This is a genomic window from Pseudomonas sp. LS-2 (assembly GCF_003605735.1).
Classification (GTDB): Bacteria; Pseudomonadota; Gammaproteobacteria; order Pseudomonadales; family Pseudomonadaceae; genus Aquipseudomonas.
The window spans coordinates 12,466-29,686 of the sequence record NZ_QXTJ01000034.1 but is presented as its reverse complement, the minus strand read 5'-3'; the positions used below and the strand labels follow the sequence as shown (position 1 = coordinate 29,686).

The window sequence follows — 17,221 nt, the reverse complement described above, 5'->3', positions numbered from 1 at the left end:
TCCAGTCACTGGATCACCCCGATGTTTCACTGGCGGCGAGGTCGGCGCCAGGCGTTCAAGCCCGCCCCCTGCCCCGCGCCATTACCGATCAATAGTCGGTGTTGCCGTCGTAATCGGCATTGCCGTTACTGTCGTCGACATTTTCATCCTGATCGAAGACACCGCCGGTCTTGACCGCAGGCAGCACCGCCTTGACCGAGTTCAGCGCAGAACGCGGCAGCGGGTTGCTGGTGGTGGTCGACAGTTCCTGACGGAACGAGTTGACCAGCTTGGCGGTCAGGCGGATATCATCCGACGCCGCGCCCAGGCTGATGTTGAAGGTATCGGCATCGACCACCCACTGCTTGCTCGTCTCGTCGTAGTAGGCCAGCGAACGATCATTGAGTTCGATGGTGACGTGACGGGTTTCGCCCGGCTTGAGGAAGACCTTCTTGTAACCCTTGAGCTCTTTGACGGCGCGTTCGACTTTCGGATTCTGCTGACCGACATACAGCTCGGCCACTTCGGAACCGGCGCGCTGGCCGCTGTTGGTCAGGTCGAAGGAGACCTTGATCGGCGTATTGCCCACCGCAACGCCCGGCGTGACCGAAATGTTGTTGTAGGTGAACCGGGTGTACGACAGGCCGTGACCGAAGGCGAACAGCGGCTTGGTGCCGGTCTTGTCGTAACCGCGATAGCCCAGCATCGTCAGGTCGTTCTTGTAGCTGATTTCCTTCAACGTGCGGGTGTTGTCGAAGTTCGGGAAATCGGCATACAGCGGGTTGTCTTCGATGTTGCGTTCGATACTGATCGGCAGCTTGCCCGACGGGTTGACCTTGCCGAAGAGAATCTCGGCCAGTGCCTGACCGCCGTTCTGGCCCGGATAGAACGCGTGCAATGCAGCCGGGACCTGATCGATCCAGTCGCTCATCTTCAGGGCCGTACCGCCGTGCAGGGTGACGATGGTGTTGGGGTTGGCCTTGGCGATGTTCTGGATCAGCTCGTTCTGATACTCGGGCAGGTCGAAGCTGTGATCGAAGCCTTCGCCTTCGTATTCGCTGCTGTTGCCCACGGCCACGACGACGGCGTCGTACTTGGACAGGTCCTGCGGCGCCGTCAACGAAGCCCAGGCCATTTGCACGCCGACCAGCCCGCCCATGGTGGACAGGTAACCGTCGCGACGCGAGTACTCGAGCTTGACGTCATAGGCCTTGCCGGCTTCCAGCTTGATCTTGCCCGAGACCGGAATGGTCGGCGGGATGCTCTTGTTGGTGATGTTCTCGCCATCGCCGTTGTCGATGATCTTCTCACCGTTGACCCACAGACGGACCGCACCGTCGGCGCGCACCTTGAACACCTGCTCGCCACTGGTGACCGGCGTCATCTGGCCGCTCCAGCGAATCGAGGTGTTGGCGGTGTCGCCATTGCTCGGCAGATCGTCGGTGGACCAGTCCATGTCGACGTGGGTGTCGATGCGGGTGGCCGACGGATCACCGGCCCAGTTGGCGTTGGTGAAGAACTCGGTCTTCAGACCGGCGACGGCGTTGCCCTTGCTGTCGGTCGTGGTCCAGGTAGAGGCAGTCGGATCCAGCGACAGGCCGTCGAGGAACTCGACCTTGGCGCCAGGCGCCATCTGCTGCAGGCCGCTCAGTTCGCTGATGTAGTGAGTGGCGTCGACGTGAGCGCTGCCGAAACCGGTCGGCGGCGCGTACTTGGCCAGATCCCCGACCACGGCGATGCGCTTGACCTTGGCCTTGTCCAGCGGCAGGACGTCGTTCTGGTTTTTCAGCAGCACGATGCCTTCACGGGCGATGTTCAGCGCAACCTTGTTGCTGGTGGGGCTGTTCGTGTTGTGGGTGGTCAGCGGCGCGGACTTGTCGACCTGGTGCCGGTAGATGTTCTTGAGGGTACGGCGAACCTTGTCATCGATGGTCGCCATGTCCAGCTCGCCGCTGTCCAGGTACGGCTTGAGCACCGAGCTGTTCATCTGGCCGCCCATCATGTCCAGATCGGAACCGGCCTGAGCGGCTGGCAGACCGTGAACGATGGCGTTGTAGTCGCTTTGCACCAGGCCCTTGAAGCCCCATTCCTTCTTCAGGATGTCGGCGATCAGGTGCGGGCTTTCGCAGGCGTACTCACCGTTCACCTTCTGGAACGAGCACATCATCATGGCGACGGTGCTGTTCTTGGTCGCCGACTCGAACGGCGGCAGGGTCATCTCGCGCAAGACACGCTCGGGCATGACCTGGTTGAGGATGAAGCGGTTGGTTTCCTGGTCGTTGCCCGCATAGTGCTTGGCTTCGGCCCAGACGCGACGCTGCTGGATACCGTTGATCACCGCTGGACCCAGGCTGGCACCCAGGAAAGGATCTTCGCCGGAGAGGTATTCGAAGGCCCGACCGCTCCATGGCATGCGATAGAGGTTCATGCCGGGACCGGTCACGAACTGATAGCCACCGGAGGCGGTGTCGTAACCCAGCGCACGGCCGAAGTCGAGGGCGCGACGCGGGTTGAAGGTCGCCGCCAGGTTAGGACCGGATGGGTAGACCACGCCCGGGTCGTTGCCTTCGCTGGTGTAGCGAATCCCGGCGCCACCGTCTGCGCCGTGAATCTGAGGCACGCCGTATTGCGGCAACGGTTTGACGTCCCAACCGCCGATCCCGCCGATATAGGCCAGCTTCTCTTCCTGGGTCATCTTCGCCAGGGTTTTCTCGGCAGCCTTGTCGGCACGGACTTCCTTGGCTGCCAGTTGCTCTTGAGTGGTGGTCTGTGCCGCGTTGGCATGACCGATGGCCAGACTCAACAGAGCCAGTGCCGAATGAGCACCTAAAGTTCTACGGGTTCGCATAAGAAAAACTCTCCAGATATCGCCTGTGCGCAATTGCCGCAGTTGACAGGCCACAACCCCTTATTCAGGGCAATACGCCGCCTATACCGAAGTCTCGTAGAGAAACAGCGGACAAAGAAAAGTGACGCACCTGCAAGCAACGAACTTGGGCGACAGGTTAGGTAAAACCAAAGTTACTGGCACAGCGCCAGTTAAAGACGCGGTAGACCCCCGCGCCATTTAAATTAAGGCAATGGTTTTTAGTTGAAGTCAAACAAAAATATGCAAGACGAAAAAGATCGACATTTTTTGATACACTCGCTGAACTCTCGCTAAACCCACTGGTCTGTAGGTTTAGCAAAAATGACCTGAAGCTGCCTGAAACCTAATGGATACGGGAGGGTTTCCAAGTGAAACCCTGTGTCTAGAGCGTTAAACACGCGGCATGCAATCATTTCAACACTGTTACTTACATCGGAGAATCATCATATGAAACTGCCACTACTTGGCGCCGCTGCTGCCATGACATTCGCAATTGCCACCACGACCATGGCAGCAGAATCGACCACTCAGGATTCGGTATCCGGCGCACCTGATTCGACCGTAATGACACAAACCCAGAACGTGAAAGTCGAAAAGAAACAGCACAAACAAGTTCAGTCCGACGAAAACAAGCGTGGCCGTCCGACTCAGAAGTCTTCCAGCACCACCCACTAACAGTATTACTATTCCTTTATTACCCACGAACGAGGGGACGCCCGAAAGTCCCCTTCTGTTCGTCGTTACTTGAAGCCCATTCGTGTCCGATACTTTGAATCCTGTCCACCTCGACCAACTGACCGAGCACGCGTCTGAAGACTTGTGCGCGTGGCTGTTGGACCATGCCGGACTCAAGACCGGTGATCTGGACCGGGCACGCCGACTGGCACAAGAATCCCCGGGCAGTTCATTGACTGAACTGCTGACACGCCTGGGTCTGGTGTCCGAAATGGACCTGGCCCGGGCGTGGGCATCGTCCCTTGAGGCACCTTTACTGATATCCGACGCCGTACCGCAGCCGGGGGATGCCCTGCCCGCGCTGAGTGAGCGCTTCATGCGTCATCATCGCCTGCTGCCCATCGGCAGCCACGCGGACGGTGTGCATGTGCTGGCCGCCAACCCTGGCAACGTCTATGGGCTGCAAGCCGTGCGCTATGCCTGTCAGACAGCGGTGTATGTGTCGGTCGGACTGTCCAGCGAAGTCGACGGGCTGATCGAGCGTTTCTACGGTCAGGGTCGCTCGGCCATGGGTTCGCTGATCGAAACGATGGACGAGCACAACGGCGCTGAGGAAGACATCGAGCATCTCAAGGATATGGCATCCGAAGCGCCGGTCATTCGCCTGGTCAACCTGATCTTGCAACGCGCGGTCGAGCAACGTGCCTCGGACATTCATATAGAACCCTTCGAAAGCCAGCTCAAAGTGCGCTATCGAATCGACGGCGTTCTGCACGAAGCCGAAGCGCCGCCTTCGAGTTCTTCGGCGGCGATCATTTCGCGCCTGAAGATCATGGCCCGCCTGGACATCGCCGAGCGCCGTCTGCCGCAGGACGGACGGATCATGCTGCGCATACAAGGCAAGGAACTGGACCTGCGGGTGTCCACAGTGCCGACCAGTTTCGGCGAGTCGGTGGTCATGCGTTTGCTCGACCGCCAGACCGTGAGTTTCGATTTCCCAAGCCTGGGCATGGACGGCGAGCGCCTGCAGAACTTTCTCGACGTGCTGGAAAACCCCCACGGCATTCTGCTGGTCACCGGCCCCACCGGGTCCGGCAAGACCACCACCCTGTACACCGCGCTGTCGCGGCTCAATACCGCCGAGCGCAAGATCATCACCGTCGAAGACCCGGTGGAATATCAGCTCGAAGGCATCAACCAGATTCAGGTCAAACCCTCCATTGGCCTGGACTTCGCCGGGGCGCTGCGCTCCATCGTGCGCCAGGACCCGGACGTGATCATGATTGGTGAGATGCGCGATCTGGAAACCTGCCGCATCGCGATCCAGTCTTCGCTGACCGGCCACCTGGTGCTGTCCACCCTGCACACCAACAGCGCCGCGGCGAGTATCACCCGTCTGCTGGACATGGGCGTCGAAAGCTACCTGATCGCCTCGACCGTCAAAGGCATTCTGGCGCAGCGACTGGTGCGTCGCCTGGACCCCGTGACGCGCATTGCCTTTGAAGCGCCGCCAGAACTGGTGGCCGAACACGGTCTGGAACGCTTCACCGAGCAGCGCCCGATCATGCTTTACCGGCCGGCCAGCGAACTGCCCGGCGGTGGCTACCACGGGCGCAGCGCGATCACCGAATTGCTGGTGATGAACGAAGAACTGCGCAGCCTGCTGATGCGCCAGGCCGATGCCGCCACGCTGGAGCAGGCCGCCCGGCGTGGCGGTCTGCGCACGTTGTACGAAGAAGGTCTGCGTCAGGCCGTCGCCGGTGTGACCTCTCTGGAAGAGGTGCTGCGCGTCACGCGCGGCGATTGACGATGGCCCATTTCAAATACCGGGCGCTGGACGCTGACGGTGTCGCGCAGAACGGCACACTGGAAGCGAGCGATCAGAACGCTGCGGCGGCGACCCTGCAAAAGCGGGGACTGTTGCTGCTCAGTCTGGAAGCGGGCGCTAACAGCGGGCTGGGTGCCGTGATGCGTCGCAGCGTACTGAACGGCGCGGCCCTGGTCAGTTTCACTCAGCAACTGGCGACCCTGCTCGGCGCCGGCCAACCGCTGGAACGCGCGCTGGGCACGCTGCTCAGACAGAACCACGACCCCAAGCGCCTGGCGCTGTTCGAAAGGGTGCGCGAGCAGGTCAAGGCCGGCAAGCCGTTGAGTCAGGCGCTGGAAGAAGAGCACGGTCAGTTTTCCAGCCTCTATATCAGCATGGTCCGCGCCGGTGAGGCCGGGGGCTCGCTGGAGAACACACTGCGTCAACTCGGCGACTACCTGGAACGCAGCCAGAAGCTGCGCGGCGAAGTGGTCAACGCGCTGATCTACCCGATCTTTCTGGTGGTGGGCGTCCTCGGTTCGCTGGCTCTGCTGCTGGCTTATGTGGTGCCGCAGTTCGTACCGATCTTCCGCGATCTTGGGGTTCCGATTCCATGGATCACTCAGGCCATTCTCGGGCTGGGCGAATTCTTGAGCGCCTATGGCCTGCTACTGCTGGGGGCCATCGTGGCGTCGATCTGGAGCATCGCGGTGCTGCGTCGCGATCCGCAACGGCGCCAGCGACACGACCGCCGCGTGCTCTCACTGAAAGTCATCGGCCCGTTGCTGCAACGCATCGAGGCCGCGCGACTGGCCCGCACGCTGGGCACCTTGCTCAGCAACGGCGTGGCCCTGCTGCAAGCCATGAACATCGTTCGCCAGGTCTGTGGCAACCACGCCCTGCGCGCTCAGGTCGAGCAAGCGACCGACTGGGTCAAGGGTGGCGGCACCCTCGCGCAGGCATTCGGCGAACAACCGCTGCTGCCGGAACTGGCGCTGCAGATGATCGAGGTCGGCGAACAGGCCGGCAATCTCGACAGCATGCTGCTCAAGGTCGCCGACGTTTTCGATGTCGAGGCCAAGCGCGGCATCGACCGCATGCTCGCGGCGCTGGTACCCAGCCTGACCGTGGTCATGGCCGTCATGGTGGCGGTGATCATGCTGGCCATCATGCTCCCGCTGATGAGCCTGACCAGTAACATCTGAGGAAACACACATGACTCGATTCAAACCAGCCCAAGGCCGTCGCCAGGGCGGCTTCACCCTGTTGGAAATGCTCGCGGTAATCGTGCTGCTCGGCATCGTCGCCACCATCGTCGTGCGTCAGGTCGGCGGCAACGTCGACAAAGGCAAGTACGGCGCGGGCAAGGCACAACTCGCCAGCCTGAGCATGAAGATCGAAAGCTACGGCCTGGATGTCGGCTCGCCCCCGGCCAATCTGCAGCAACTGGTGACCAAACCCGCCAACGCCACCGGCTGGGCCGGTCCGTACGCCAAGCAATCGGACCTCAAGGATCCGTTCGGCCACGCCTTCGGTTATCGCTTCCCCGGCGAGCACGGCAGCTTCGACCTGATCTTCTTCGGACAGGACGGCCAGCCCGGTGGCGACGGCTACAAGGCCGACCTCGGTAACTGGGAATAACATGCGCGCCCTGCCCCGCGCCCGCGGCTTCACCCTGTTCGAACTGCTGGTGGTGATCGTTCTGATCGGCATCAGTGTCGGGCTGGTGGGCTTTGGCGTGGGCAAAGGTCTGCACTCCGCCAGCGAACGCCGCGCCCTGAGCGAAGTGGTGCAAGCGCTGCGGGCGGCGCGGGTCCAGGCCATTGTCACCGGGCAGCCGGCGCAGACCCGGTTCGACCTCAAGGACGGGCGTTTTCAGGGGCCACAGCAAAAGGTCCGGCACCTGCCCAGTGACATGCACGTCCAGCTGCAGACCGCCGACGGGCTTGGATCGGCGTTCGAGTTCTATCCCGATGGCGGATCGAGCGGCGGGCATCTGCTGCTGACCCGTGACGACAAGCATTGGCGGGTCGATATCAACTGGCTCACGGGCAACGTTCAGTTGCGCACGCTCAATTGAGTGGCGAGCGCGGTTTCACCTTGCTGGAAATGCTTGCCGCCCTCGCGGTGCTGGCGGTGTGCAGCAGCGTGTTGGTGGTCGCGTTTGGCCAGAGCGCCCGCGCCCTGCAACAGGCGCAGCGCAGCGACCTGTTGAGCCTGACGGCGCGCTCGCTGATGGACGAAGCCAACGCCGGCCGCTTGCAGGCGGGCGTCACCGAAGGGCGCTGGTCCGGGGTTAAGTGGCGGTTGAACGTCAGTGCCTTGCCGGGCGGCAACGCTCCGCTCGATGCCTGGCGGCTGGACCTGGAAGTCAGCGACGGTGCCCGGCACGCGCACTACAGCACGCTGCAAGTGCGCAGCGCAGGTTCGGGGGCCAGCCAATGATTCGTCGGGCGCAGGGGTTCACCTTGCTGGAAGTGCTGGTGGTACTGAGCCTGCTCGGGGTTCTTCTGACCCTGATCGCAGGCGCGATCACCGGCGCCAATCGGGCCATGAGCAAGGCCGAACGCTACAGCACGCGACTGGACGAAGTGCGTTCGACGCAGAACTTTCTGCGCAATGCCATCGGCCAGACCCTGCCCCTGGCCGCAGGGGCGCCGGGCGTCACGCAGTCGCCGGTGTTCGTGGGCGAGCCCCACAGCATGAGTTTTTACGCGCCGCTGGTGGCCAACCTCGGCGGCGGGCTTTACCGCTACAGCCTGGCATTGGCGCCGGGACAGCGCCTGCAGATCAGCCTGGAACGCCTGCGCGATCAGGGCTTGCTGCCGGCGGATGAACCTCAGGTGCTGCTGCATCAGGTGCAAGGCGTGCAATTCAGCTACCGCGGAATCTCGCCCAAGGGTGGCGCCACGGACTGGCTGGATCACTGGCCATGGCCCGGTCGCCTGCCGGTGAGCGTGCGCATCGATGCGCAACTGGCCGGCCCTGTGCCATGGCCGTTGCAGAGCATCGATCTGCGCCTGGACCTGTCGTCCGAGGCGCGAACGTTATGAGGGGCCAACGCGGCGTGGCGCTGCTGTTGGTGCTCTGGGTGCTGGCGCTGCTGGGCACCTTGCTCGCTGGCCTGTTGGGCTGGGTGCACCTGCAAAATCGTCAGGCGCTCTGGCAGCGCCAGCACACCCAGGCGGTACTGGCAGCCGAAGCGGGCGTGGGCATGGCCGTGCTGGCGCAACTGGACCGCGATCCGAAGCGCCACTGGAAGGCCGACGGTCAACCTCATGCGCTGCCCTTCGACGAGGCGACGCTGGCGGTCAGCCTGACCAGCGAGGCGGGAAAACTGGATGTAAACGCCGCACCCGTCGAGTCGCTTGCGCGGCTGGTAATGGCATGCGGTGGATCGCCCGCGCAATCGGCGCAACTGTCGCAGGCGCTGAACCAGCGCCGTGGTGGCGACCGGGCGCCGTTGCGCACGATCGAGGAGCTTCGCGAACTGCCGGCCATGGACCAGCGGCTGTACACGTGCGTCAGTGCGCACATGACCTTGTGGAGCGGACTGCCCGCGCCGGATGCCGGTCTGGCCTCGCCGTGGTTGCGTCGTGTCCTGAATCTGCCTCAGGGCGGCGTTACCGCCAACGACGCGGGCCCCGTCATCACCGTACAAAGCCGGGCGACATTGCCCGGCGGCTTTGGCACGACGCTGAGCGTCACGCTGTTACTGAACCCATCGAAGGAGGGTGTCAGGCCTTATCGGGTCCTGCGCTGGCAAGAATGAAGCATTTACTTTCAAAGCGGCTCGCCCCGTTCCAGGCCCGCCTGCACAGCCAGTGGCGTGACAGCCGGGCACAGCAGCTTTGGTGCGCCTGGCTGAACGAGTTGCAGGCCCTGCTGCCCGCGACTTTGCGTGCGCGGCTGCTGGCGCAGGTCCATGAACGCTTGATCGACTGGCCGCTGTCCGGGTCGGTCGATGAGCGCGCCGACGAGCGCCTGATTCTGCTGTTGCCCGCGAACATGATGCTGGTCCAGACGCTGCTGCTGCCGGGCGCGGCATTGCGCGATCTGCACAACGTCATCGGCTTCGAACTGGACAAATACACCCCCTACCCTCGCGACCGGATGCACTACGTCGCACGGGTCACCGGCAAGCAAGGCGCGCAGGCTCAGGTGCTGCTTGTGGCGGTGCTGCGCGAGCGGCTGCAACCGGCGCTCGATGCGTGCAAGGCACATGGCCTGGCGCTGCACGCCGTCGACGGCCGCGATGCACAGGGCCAGCGACTGGGCGTGGATTTATTGCCTGCCGAGCAGAAGCCGCCACGCCGAGGACGTGCACGGCTGCCGCGCTATCTGGCACTGGCCTGTTGCGCGCTGCTGGTGAGCTGCATGGTGCTCTGGCTGGATGCTCGCGCCACCATGGTCGAGGCGATGCAGCACAGCGTCGATGCGCAGCGCGGCGAGGTGCAGCAGGTCCAGAACCTGCGTCGCGAACTGATCAACACGCAGGGCGCGGCGCGCTATCTGGCTCAGCAAAAGGCGGCGCAGCCGACGCTGTCCAGCGTGCTGGTGGACCTCACCGGTTGTCTGGGGCCCGACACCTGGGTCGAGCAACTGGAAATCGCCGACGGCGGTGGCGTATCCCTCTCCGGACAAAGCGCCAGGGCCAGCGCCCTGATTACCCGCATGAAGGACTGCAAGACGCTGAGCGACGCGCAGTTCCAGGGCATCATCCAGCCCGACGCACAGACCGGCAAAGAACGTTTTTCCCTGCGTGCGCAACTGCGCAAGGAGGCCGCCGATGCGCCGTGAACTGAGCCCGCGGGAACGCCGTGGCGCGGCACTGATCGTACTGGCGCTGGTGCTCTGGGCCGCATGGTGGTTGCTGGTGCAAAGCTGGTTTCTCGACCCGCTGAACGCGCTCAACGAGCAGGCCGACGCCTTGCGCACCCAGCAACAGCGCTACGCCGCCATCCTGCAACAGCGCGACAGTCTGGAGCAGCAACTGCAGGCCGCGCGACGCGATCCCTCCAGCCGCACCAGCCTGTTGCCCGGCGAAGACCCCAGCGCGGTCGCCGCCGATCTGATGCAACGCAGCCTCGATCTGGTCAAGGCCCATGCCGAGCAGGGCCCGGGCTGCCAGGTCACGCAGCGCATGCCGATCACCCCGGAGCGCGACAGCGCCGAGCCCTATCGTCAGGTGAAAGTCAGCCTGACCCTGGAATGCGCCATGGAGCCGCTGGCCAATCTGCTGCACGACTTCGAATACGGGCAGCCGTTTCTGTTCGTCGACAACCTGAGCCTGCGCCGCGCGACCTCAGCCCCCGCCAGTGGCGGTGCCGGACGTCTGCAAGTGCATCTGTTGCTGCGCGGCTATCTGCAACAGGCGCCCACTCATCCTGCTCAAAACAAACCGGCTCAAACACCGCCTGCCCCCAGCGAGGAGCCTGACGCATGAGGTTCGACACCCTGACCCTCGCACTGCTGGCCTGCACCGCCCTGTTGAGCGCGACGGCCGTAAGCCTCGCCATGGGCGCCGGTCAGACGGTGCGGTGGCTGCCCGCCGGTGAAGTCCGTGAATCGGCCCCCGCCGCCAAGCCCAGGACAGTCTCGCCGCTGCCGGCTCAGGCCCTGGCGCTGACCTGGCGACAGTCGATGTTCAGCCCCGACCGCAAACCCGATCGGGTGACTGGCACACGTCAGGCCTCCTCCCTCGACGGCATCAGCCTCAGCGGCGTGATCATCGACGGTCAGGCTCAGTGGGTGCTGCTGCGCATGGCTGACAAGCGCAACCTGAAACTGGCCGTCGGCAGCACCCTCGACAACGGCTGGACGCTGACCGGTGCCACCCCCCAGCAAGCCACTTTCAGTCATCAGGGCCAGACCCGCGAACTGCGCCTGCCCCTGCTGCGCCTTCCGCCGCCTTCGAAGGCGCCCCTCATTACCCTTCCAGACGTACCCACACCATGAACAATCGCTACCTTGAGTTTCCCCGTTTGCGCAGTCCTCTGTTGTGCCTGGCGACCGCCGTCGCGCTGGCCGGATGCGCCACGTCCCCGGAGCATTTCGACAACGACCCGGCGCTGATGCAGAAAGCACTCGATGGCACCGGCTCGCAACGCCCGCCCCTGACCGAACCCGCCCCGCTGCCCAGCCAGGCGAACGCCAGCGCGAAAGCCGTGCCGCGTCAGCAGATCATTCGGGGCAGCCAGACGTTCGTGCACAGCCCGGGCGCGGCGACCCGCGGGGCCGGCGCGAACACGCCCGCCGAGGCCAGCGGCGACATCGTCTTCAACTTCACCAATCAGCCGATCGAAGCCGTGATCAACAGCGTGATGGGCGATCTGCTGCACGAAAACTACAGCATCGCTCAAGGCGTCAAAGGCGACGTCAGCTTCTCCACCTCCAAGCCAGTGAACAAGCAACAGGCGCTGTCGATTCTGGAAACCCTGCTGTCCTGGACCGACAACGCGATGATCCGCCAGGGCGACCGTTATGTGATCCTCCCCGCCAATCAGGCAGTGGCCGGCAAACTGGTGCCCGAAATGCCGGTGGCGCGGCCTTCCAGCGGGTTGTCGGCGCGGCTCTTTCCGCTGCATTACATCTCGGCGACCGAGATGCAGAAACTGCTCAAACCCTTCGCCCGGGAAAACGCCTTCCTGCTGGTCGATCCGGGCCGCAATGTGCTTAGCCTCGCCGGAACGCCGGATGAACTGGCCAACTATCAGGACACCATCGACACCTTCGATGTCGACTGGCTCAAAGGCATGTCGATTGCGGTCTACGGCCTGCAGCGCGCCACCGTCGGCGAACTGATGCCGGAACTGAAGAAAATGTTCGGCCCCGACAGCGGCATGCCGATGGCGGGCATGGTGCGTTTTCTGCCCATTGACCGAACCAATTCGGTGGTGGCGATTTCCGCACAACCGCGTTACCTGAGCGAAGTCGGTGACTGGATTCATACCATCGATGAAGGCGGCGGCAACGAGCCGCAAATGTACGTATACGACGTACGCAACATGAAGGCTTCTGACCTGGCCAGGTACCTGCGCCAGATCTACGGCAACGGGCAGATCAAGGACGACAGCGCGGCCAAGGTCGCCCCCGGCCTGCGCACCCGCTCGCTGTCCTCGCTCAATGGCAGCGGCAGCGGCAACAGTGCTGGCGGCATGGGCCTGAGCGGCACCGGCCAAGGCATGGGTTCAAGCTCGGGCATGGGTCTGAATGGCAGCAGCGGCAACATGCAAGGCGCTGAACTGCAGAGCGAAGACACCGACAGCGAAGAGGCCGATGATGACGCAGGTGGCGTCGAAGGCACCGACGGTGAAACCGCTGGCACGGAATCCGGCGCCAGCAAGCGGCTGGACGACAGCACCCGCATCACCGCGCAGAAAAGCAGCAACCAATTGCTGATCCGCACCCGCCCTGCGCAGTGGACAGAGATCGAATCCGCGATCAAACGGCTGGACAACGCGCCGATGCAGGTGCAGATCGAAACCCGGATTCTAGAGGTCAATCTCAGCGGCGAACTGGACCTTGGCGTGCAATGGTATCTGGGCAAGCTGGCCGGTAACTCTGGCAGCACCACTGTTGCCAATGCCTCCGGCAGCCAGGGTGCACTCGGCGGCGGCGGTGCCGGTCTGGGCGCAGCCGACGCGCTGTTCTATTCCTTTGTCAGCAACAACCTGCAAGTGGCGCTGCATGCACTGGAAACCAACGGCCGCACGCAAGTGCTGTCGGCGCCGTCGCTGGTGGTGATGAACAACCAGCAGGCGCAGATTCAGGTCGGCGACAACATCCCGATCAGTCAGACCACCGTCAACACCAACGTCTCCAATACCACGCTGAGCAGTGTCGAATACGTCCAGACCGGGGTCATCCTCGATGTCGTACCGCGCATCAATCCGGGTGGTCTGGTGTACATGGACATTCAGCAGCAGGTCAGTGACGCCGACAACAGCGCCGCCCCGGACAACAACGGCAACCCGCGCATCTCCACGCGCTCGGTGTCTACGCAAGTCGCGGTGCAGAGCGGCCAGACCGTGCTGCTCGGCGGCCTGATCAAACAGGACAACAGCGACACCGTCTCCTCAGTGCCCTATCTGGGCCGCGTGCCGGGGCTGCGCTGGCTGTTCGGCAATACCAGCAAGAGCAAGAAGCGCACGGAGCTGATCGTGCTGATCACCCCGCGTGTGGTCACCAGCAACAGCCAGGCACGGCAGGTGACGGATGATTACCGCCAGCAGCTGCAACTGATCAAACCGATGCAATAAGCGTCGTGCGCCTCAGCCACACAGATGAGCTTCAGCCGTGGCAGCTGTTCGAGTGCAGCGCGATTGATCCGCACTTTGTTGGTGATGGCTACGTCGGCATCCGCCAACGCTTCGATCACTTGCTCAGGCGCGGTTCACCCGCGTTCGGCGTTGACGACCTGCTTGCTCAGGGTCTGCACATGTTCGGGGATGGGGTGCAGGTCCAGTCGGCGACCGGCCTTGAGGATCTGACTCGGGGTCTGATGGCCGATCAAACCGGGTAAACGCGCGGAGGCGGCGAGCACCCGGTCCAGATCGATACCGGTCTGGTAGCCCATCAGATCGAGCATGTGCACCAGGTCCTCCATGCACACATTGCCGCTGGCACCCGGCGCGTACGGGCAACCACCCAAACCACCCAGCGATGCGTCGAAACGGTCGATACCGGCCTCCAGCGCGCCGAGGGTATTGGCCAGCGCCATGCCACGGGTGTTGTGAAAATGCAGGGTCAGTTGCAGGTGCGGGAAGCGTTCGCGCACCTGCCGCGACAGCGCCTGAACCTGTGAGGGATAGGCCATGCCGGTGGTGTCGCACAGGGTCACGCCGCGCACGCCGCGTTCGGCAAAACGATCCACCCAGCCGAGGACTTCGTCGGCCGCAACCTCGCCCTGCATCGGGCAACCGAACACCGTCGACAGCGACACGTTGACCGCCACCGGCCCCTGCCCGATCACGTCGATCACATCGGTCAGTTGCGCGAACGACTGCTCGCGGGTCATGCGCAGGTTCGAGCGGTTGTGCGGTTCGCTGACCGACATCACCAGGTTCGCCTCATCGATCCCGCAGCCCAGCGCCCGTTCGGCACCGCGCACGTTAGGCACCAGCACCGTGTATTCGACACCCGGCTGACGCCGGATGCCGGCCATCACCGCTTCGGCATCGCGCAAGGCAGGGATGGCCTTGGGCGAGGTAAAGGACGTGACCTCGATCCTGGCGTAGCCACACAGGCTCAACTCATCGATCAGCGCGATCTTGTCTTGGGTGTCGATGAAGGTTTTTTCGTTCTGGAAGCCGTCACGGGTCGCGACTTCCTGCATGAACAGACGTTTCATTGCGGCTGTCTCTCCAATTTCTTGTTATCGACTGGCGTCATGGCCTGGCGCTATGGCCTGGCGTTATGGCCTGGCGTTATGGCTGGATGATCGGCGCAAAACGAGGTGGTGAGAATTTCAAAGATTTCCAATATTCTTTCCGCAAAGGAAACCCTCGGGGCAATGATGATCAATCTGCTTCAGCTGGACCTGCTCTCCCTGCGTCTGTTGGTACTGGCCGCGGAAAGCGAAAATCTGACCAAGGCGGCGGACGGCGCGCACATGACAGTGTCGGCGGCGAGCAAGCGTCTGGCCGAGCTCGAACGCATCACTGACTGCACGCTGTTCGTCAGGCTGCCAAGGGGGCTGCAGCTGACACCGGCCGGTCGAGGGTTGGCCGAACATGCCCGACACATCCTGGAAAGCGCACAGCGCATGGCTCACGATGCGAGCGATTTCTCCAACGGAGTGCGCGGCCATGTGCGACTGTTTGCCAACACCTCGGCGGTCATCCAGTTCCTGCCGGGGGACCTGAACACTTTCCTGGCCGCCAACCCTCACGTGCGTATCGGCATGGAAGAGGCCCTCAGCGACATGACCATTCAGGCGGTCGCCGACGGTCGCGCCGACATCGGTATCTTCGCCGACAACGTGCCCGCGCCCGACCTCGAGATTCGGCCATACCGCCACGACCGGCTGGTGGTGCTGGTGCCGCAGAATCATCCGCTGGCCGGCAAACCCCGCGTCAGTTTCGTCGATACCCTGGACTACGATTACGTCGCCTTGAACCAAGGCAGTTCGCTGTTGAACCGCATCAGCAGCGCTGCGGCCAATGCCGGAAAGCTGCTCAAGGTGCGTATTCAGGTCAGCAGCTTCGACGGCATCTGCCGGATGATCGACGCCGGTCTGGGCATCGGCATCCTGCCCCTCGGTTCCGTTCAGCCGGGCTTGCTGGAGCGCAGCCTTGCAGCGATTCCACTGGAAGACCCCTGGGCGGCGCGCACGCTGTTCGTCGGTGTCGCGCAAGGCGCCCGGTTGTCTCCGGAAGCGGCCAACCTGTTCAACTACCTGGCGAGTGTGGAACCCCAAACCCCTTGAGAGGGCTGACTGCCGGTTCCCGGCAGGTCGTCGGCGTACACACTGCTTCTGCCCAAGGGGCGTGCCTGACCAGTGCCTCACGCCGCTTCGGCCCGGAGGGCGTGGGAGCCCGACTTGTCGGCGATCTGGCGCGCAGCGGCAGCAAACCCTCCACACACGGTGTGCCTGTTGCACCTGGCTGGCAGGGCTAGACCTGTTCCAGTCTCGCCGGAAAGCGCGCAATGAAACAGGTGCCCTGCTCCGGGGAAGAAGAAACTGAAAGCGTGCCCCTGTGTCCGTCGAGAATCTGCGATGCGATGTACAGGCCGAGCCCCAGGCCTTCCCCGCGCTGACCGCCCTCGGAACGTTTGAAGGGCTGGAACAGCAACGGAATCATTTCGTCAGGAATACAAGCGCCCTGGTTGGAGACCGAAAGAATGAATTCACTGCCCTCGGTGTAGGCCGCGACTTCAATCGGGCAATCCCGCGCGCCGTGTTTGACGGCGTTGCCCAGCAGATTGGAAAGCAACTGGCCGATTCGCGACGCATCGCAGTAGATGCCAGAGGGAATGACGATCTGCCGATTGATCCGCACATCCGGCTCGGACGCGTTGATCTCGGCCAGCACCGAATCGAACACGCTCTGCAGATCGTCCACCACCGTGCGTCGAACCGGAATCCCACCGCCGAGCCTGCCACGGGCAAAGTCCAGAACATCCTCGATCAAGGCCCCCATGCGTTGCGACCTTTTACGAATGGCGCCGGCCAGTCCGCGCTCGCGGCCGTCGCTCAGTTTCGACTCCAGCAGGTCGGCACTCATGCGGATGGCACTGAGCGGGGTTCGCAGGTCGTGCCCGAGCACGGCGATGAACTGTTCACGCAAGCGGCCCGCTTCGGTCGCATCGGCCAGGGCGGTTTCCGATTTTTCCAGATCGCCGCTCAAGTCCAGGTGCATGGCGATCAACTGGGCGAACAGGCCCAGCGTGTGCAACACGGCGTTTTCATCGAAATGGGCGGGCACCGTGTCAATGGCGCACAGGGTGCCGAAAAACTCGCCGTTGGCTTTGACGATGGGGATCGAAGCGTAGCTTTCCAGCTGGTAGGTTCTGGGCGTGTGGTGGCGGGAATACACCGGGTGTTCGCTGGCGTGGGTGAAGATCACCGGCTGTCTGTTTTCGCGGATTTCGTGACAGATCGTCGACTCGAGCACCAGCTCGCCACCGGGCTTGAGGCCGAAATCGAGGGCATCATCCACCGCCAGGGCCACCCAATGTTGATCCGTGACGCGAGCCACGGCCGCGAAACGCATGCCCGTCACGTGCCTGACCATGTTGAGGATGATCGGGACCGCGTCGATTCTGGCGACCGCTGCGATGTCTCTGGAAAAGGGGGAAGGTTCAGGCATCGGGGTCGCCACGGTCAGGTAGAGGTTTGATTGTGCGCGGGAGGTCCGCCGCCGCTCGCCGATCTTACCTCAAGGTGC

16 protein-coding genes are annotated in these 17,221 nt (G+C 63.2%); 13 read left to right on the top strand and 3 right to left on the bottom strand.

Annotated elements, in window-relative coordinates; translation table 11 throughout:
* Positions 1–88: 88 nt before the first annotated feature.
* Positions 89–2,827 (bottom strand): glycoside hydrolase family 3 protein, encoded by a 2,739-nt coding sequence (locus D3M70_RS20030; RefSeq protein ID WP_120127423.1) that lies wholly within the window; start codon positions 2,825–2,827, stop codon positions 89–91.
* Positions 2,828–3,295: 468 nt separating this feature from the next.
* Here D3M70_RS20030 and D3M70_RS20025 point away from each other — a divergent pair, with 468 nt between their 5' ends.
* The 12 genes from D3M70_RS20025 to gspD all read left to right on the top strand — a co-directional run bounded on the left by D3M70_RS20025 (position 3,296) and on the right by gspD (position 13,591).
* Positions 3,296–3,523 (top strand): hypothetical protein, encoded by a 228-nt coding sequence (locus D3M70_RS20025; protein ID WP_120127422.1) that lies wholly within the window; start codon positions 3,296–3,298, stop codon positions 3,521–3,523.
* 82 nt (positions 3,524–3,605) lie between these two features.
* Positions 3,606–5,330: a type II secretion system ATPase GspE gene (gene gspE / locus D3M70_RS20020; RefSeq protein WP_120127421.1), complete on the top strand. Its 1,725-nt coding sequence runs from the start codon at positions 3,606–3,608 to the stop codon at positions 5,328–5,330.
* Positions 5,331–5,332: 2 nt separating this feature from the next.
* Positions 5,333–6,535, top strand: coding sequence for a type II secretion system inner membrane protein GspF (gspF, locus tag D3M70_RS20015; RefSeq protein WP_120127420.1), 1,203 nt, complete (start codon positions 5,333–5,335; stop codon positions 6,533–6,535).
* Between the two features lie 10 nt (positions 6,536–6,545).
* Positions 6,546–6,971 carry a type II secretion system major pseudopilin GspG gene (gene gspG, locus D3M70_RS20010; RefSeq protein ID WP_120127419.1) on the top strand — a complete coding sequence of 142 codons (426 nt, stop codon included), beginning with the start codon at positions 6,546–6,548 and terminating at the stop codon, positions 6,969–6,971.
* Position 6,972: 1 nt separating this feature from the next.
* A complete protein-coding gene (locus tag D3M70_RS20005; RefSeq protein WP_120127418.1) occupies positions 6,973–7,410 on the top strand; it encodes a GspH/FimT family pseudopilin in 438 nt (145 codons plus the stop codon).
* A complete protein-coding gene (locus D3M70_RS20000; protein ID WP_120127417.1) occupies positions 7,407–7,775 on the top strand; it encodes a prepilin-type N-terminal cleavage/methylation domain-containing protein in 369 nt (122 codons plus the stop codon). The genes D3M70_RS20005 and D3M70_RS20000 overlap by 4 nt, the downstream gene beginning before the upstream one ends.
* Positions 7,772–8,383, top strand: a complete 612-nt coding sequence (locus D3M70_RS19995; RefSeq protein ID WP_120127416.1) for a prepilin-type N-terminal cleavage/methylation domain-containing protein — start codon at positions 7,772–7,774, stop codon at positions 8,381–8,383. Before D3M70_RS20000 ends, D3M70_RS19995 begins: the two co-directional genes overlap by 4 nt.
* Entirely contained in the window at positions 8,380–9,102 is a 723-nt protein-coding gene (locus D3M70_RS19990) for a general secretion pathway protein GspK (protein WP_120127415.1), read from the top strand. Before D3M70_RS19995 ends, D3M70_RS19990 begins: the two co-directional genes overlap by 4 nt.
* A complete protein-coding gene (locus tag D3M70_RS19985; RefSeq protein ID WP_120127414.1) occupies positions 9,099–10,130 on the top strand; it encodes a type II secretion system protein GspL in 1,032 nt (343 codons plus the stop codon). Before D3M70_RS19990 ends, D3M70_RS19985 begins: the two co-directional genes overlap by 4 nt.
* Entirely contained in the window at positions 10,120–10,776 is a 657-nt protein-coding gene (gene gspM / locus D3M70_RS19980) for a type II secretion system protein GspM (RefSeq protein WP_120127413.1), read from the top strand. Before D3M70_RS19985 ends, gspM begins: the two co-directional genes overlap by 11 nt.
* Positions 10,773–11,288, top strand: a complete 516-nt coding sequence (locus D3M70_RS19975) for a general secretion pathway protein GspN (RefSeq protein WP_120127412.1) — start codon at positions 10,773–10,775, stop codon at positions 11,286–11,288. The genes gspM and D3M70_RS19975 overlap by 4 nt, the downstream gene beginning before the upstream one ends.
* Positions 11,285–13,591 carry a type II secretion system secretin GspD gene (gspD, locus tag D3M70_RS19970; protein WP_120127411.1) on the top strand — a complete coding sequence of 769 codons (2,307 nt, stop codon included), beginning with the start codon at positions 11,285–11,287 and terminating at the stop codon, positions 13,589–13,591. The genes D3M70_RS19975 and gspD overlap by 4 nt, the downstream gene beginning before the upstream one ends.
* Before the next feature lie 134 nt (positions 13,592–13,725).
* On the opposite strand, the gene D3M70_RS19960 is transcribed toward gspD, so the two are convergent.
* Positions 13,726–14,682 carry a hydroxymethylglutaryl-CoA lyase gene (locus D3M70_RS19960; RefSeq protein WP_120127410.1) on the bottom strand — a complete coding sequence of 319 codons (957 nt, stop codon included), beginning with the start codon at positions 14,680–14,682 and terminating at the stop codon, positions 13,726–13,728.
* A gap of 165 nt (positions 14,683–14,847) precedes the next feature.
* Between D3M70_RS19960 and D3M70_RS19955 the strand changes: the two genes are divergently transcribed.
* Entirely contained in the window at positions 14,848–15,759 is a 912-nt protein-coding gene (locus D3M70_RS19955; protein ID WP_120127493.1) for a LysR substrate-binding domain-containing protein, read from the top strand.
* A gap of 187 nt (positions 15,760–15,946) precedes the next feature.
* Here D3M70_RS19955 and D3M70_RS19950 read toward each other — a convergent pair whose 3' ends face one another.
* Positions 15,947–17,143, bottom strand: a complete 1,197-nt coding sequence (locus D3M70_RS19950) for a GAF domain-containing sensor histidine kinase (RefSeq protein WP_120127409.1) — start codon at positions 17,141–17,143, stop codon at positions 15,947–15,949.
* Positions 17,144–17,221: the final 78 nt, after the last annotated feature.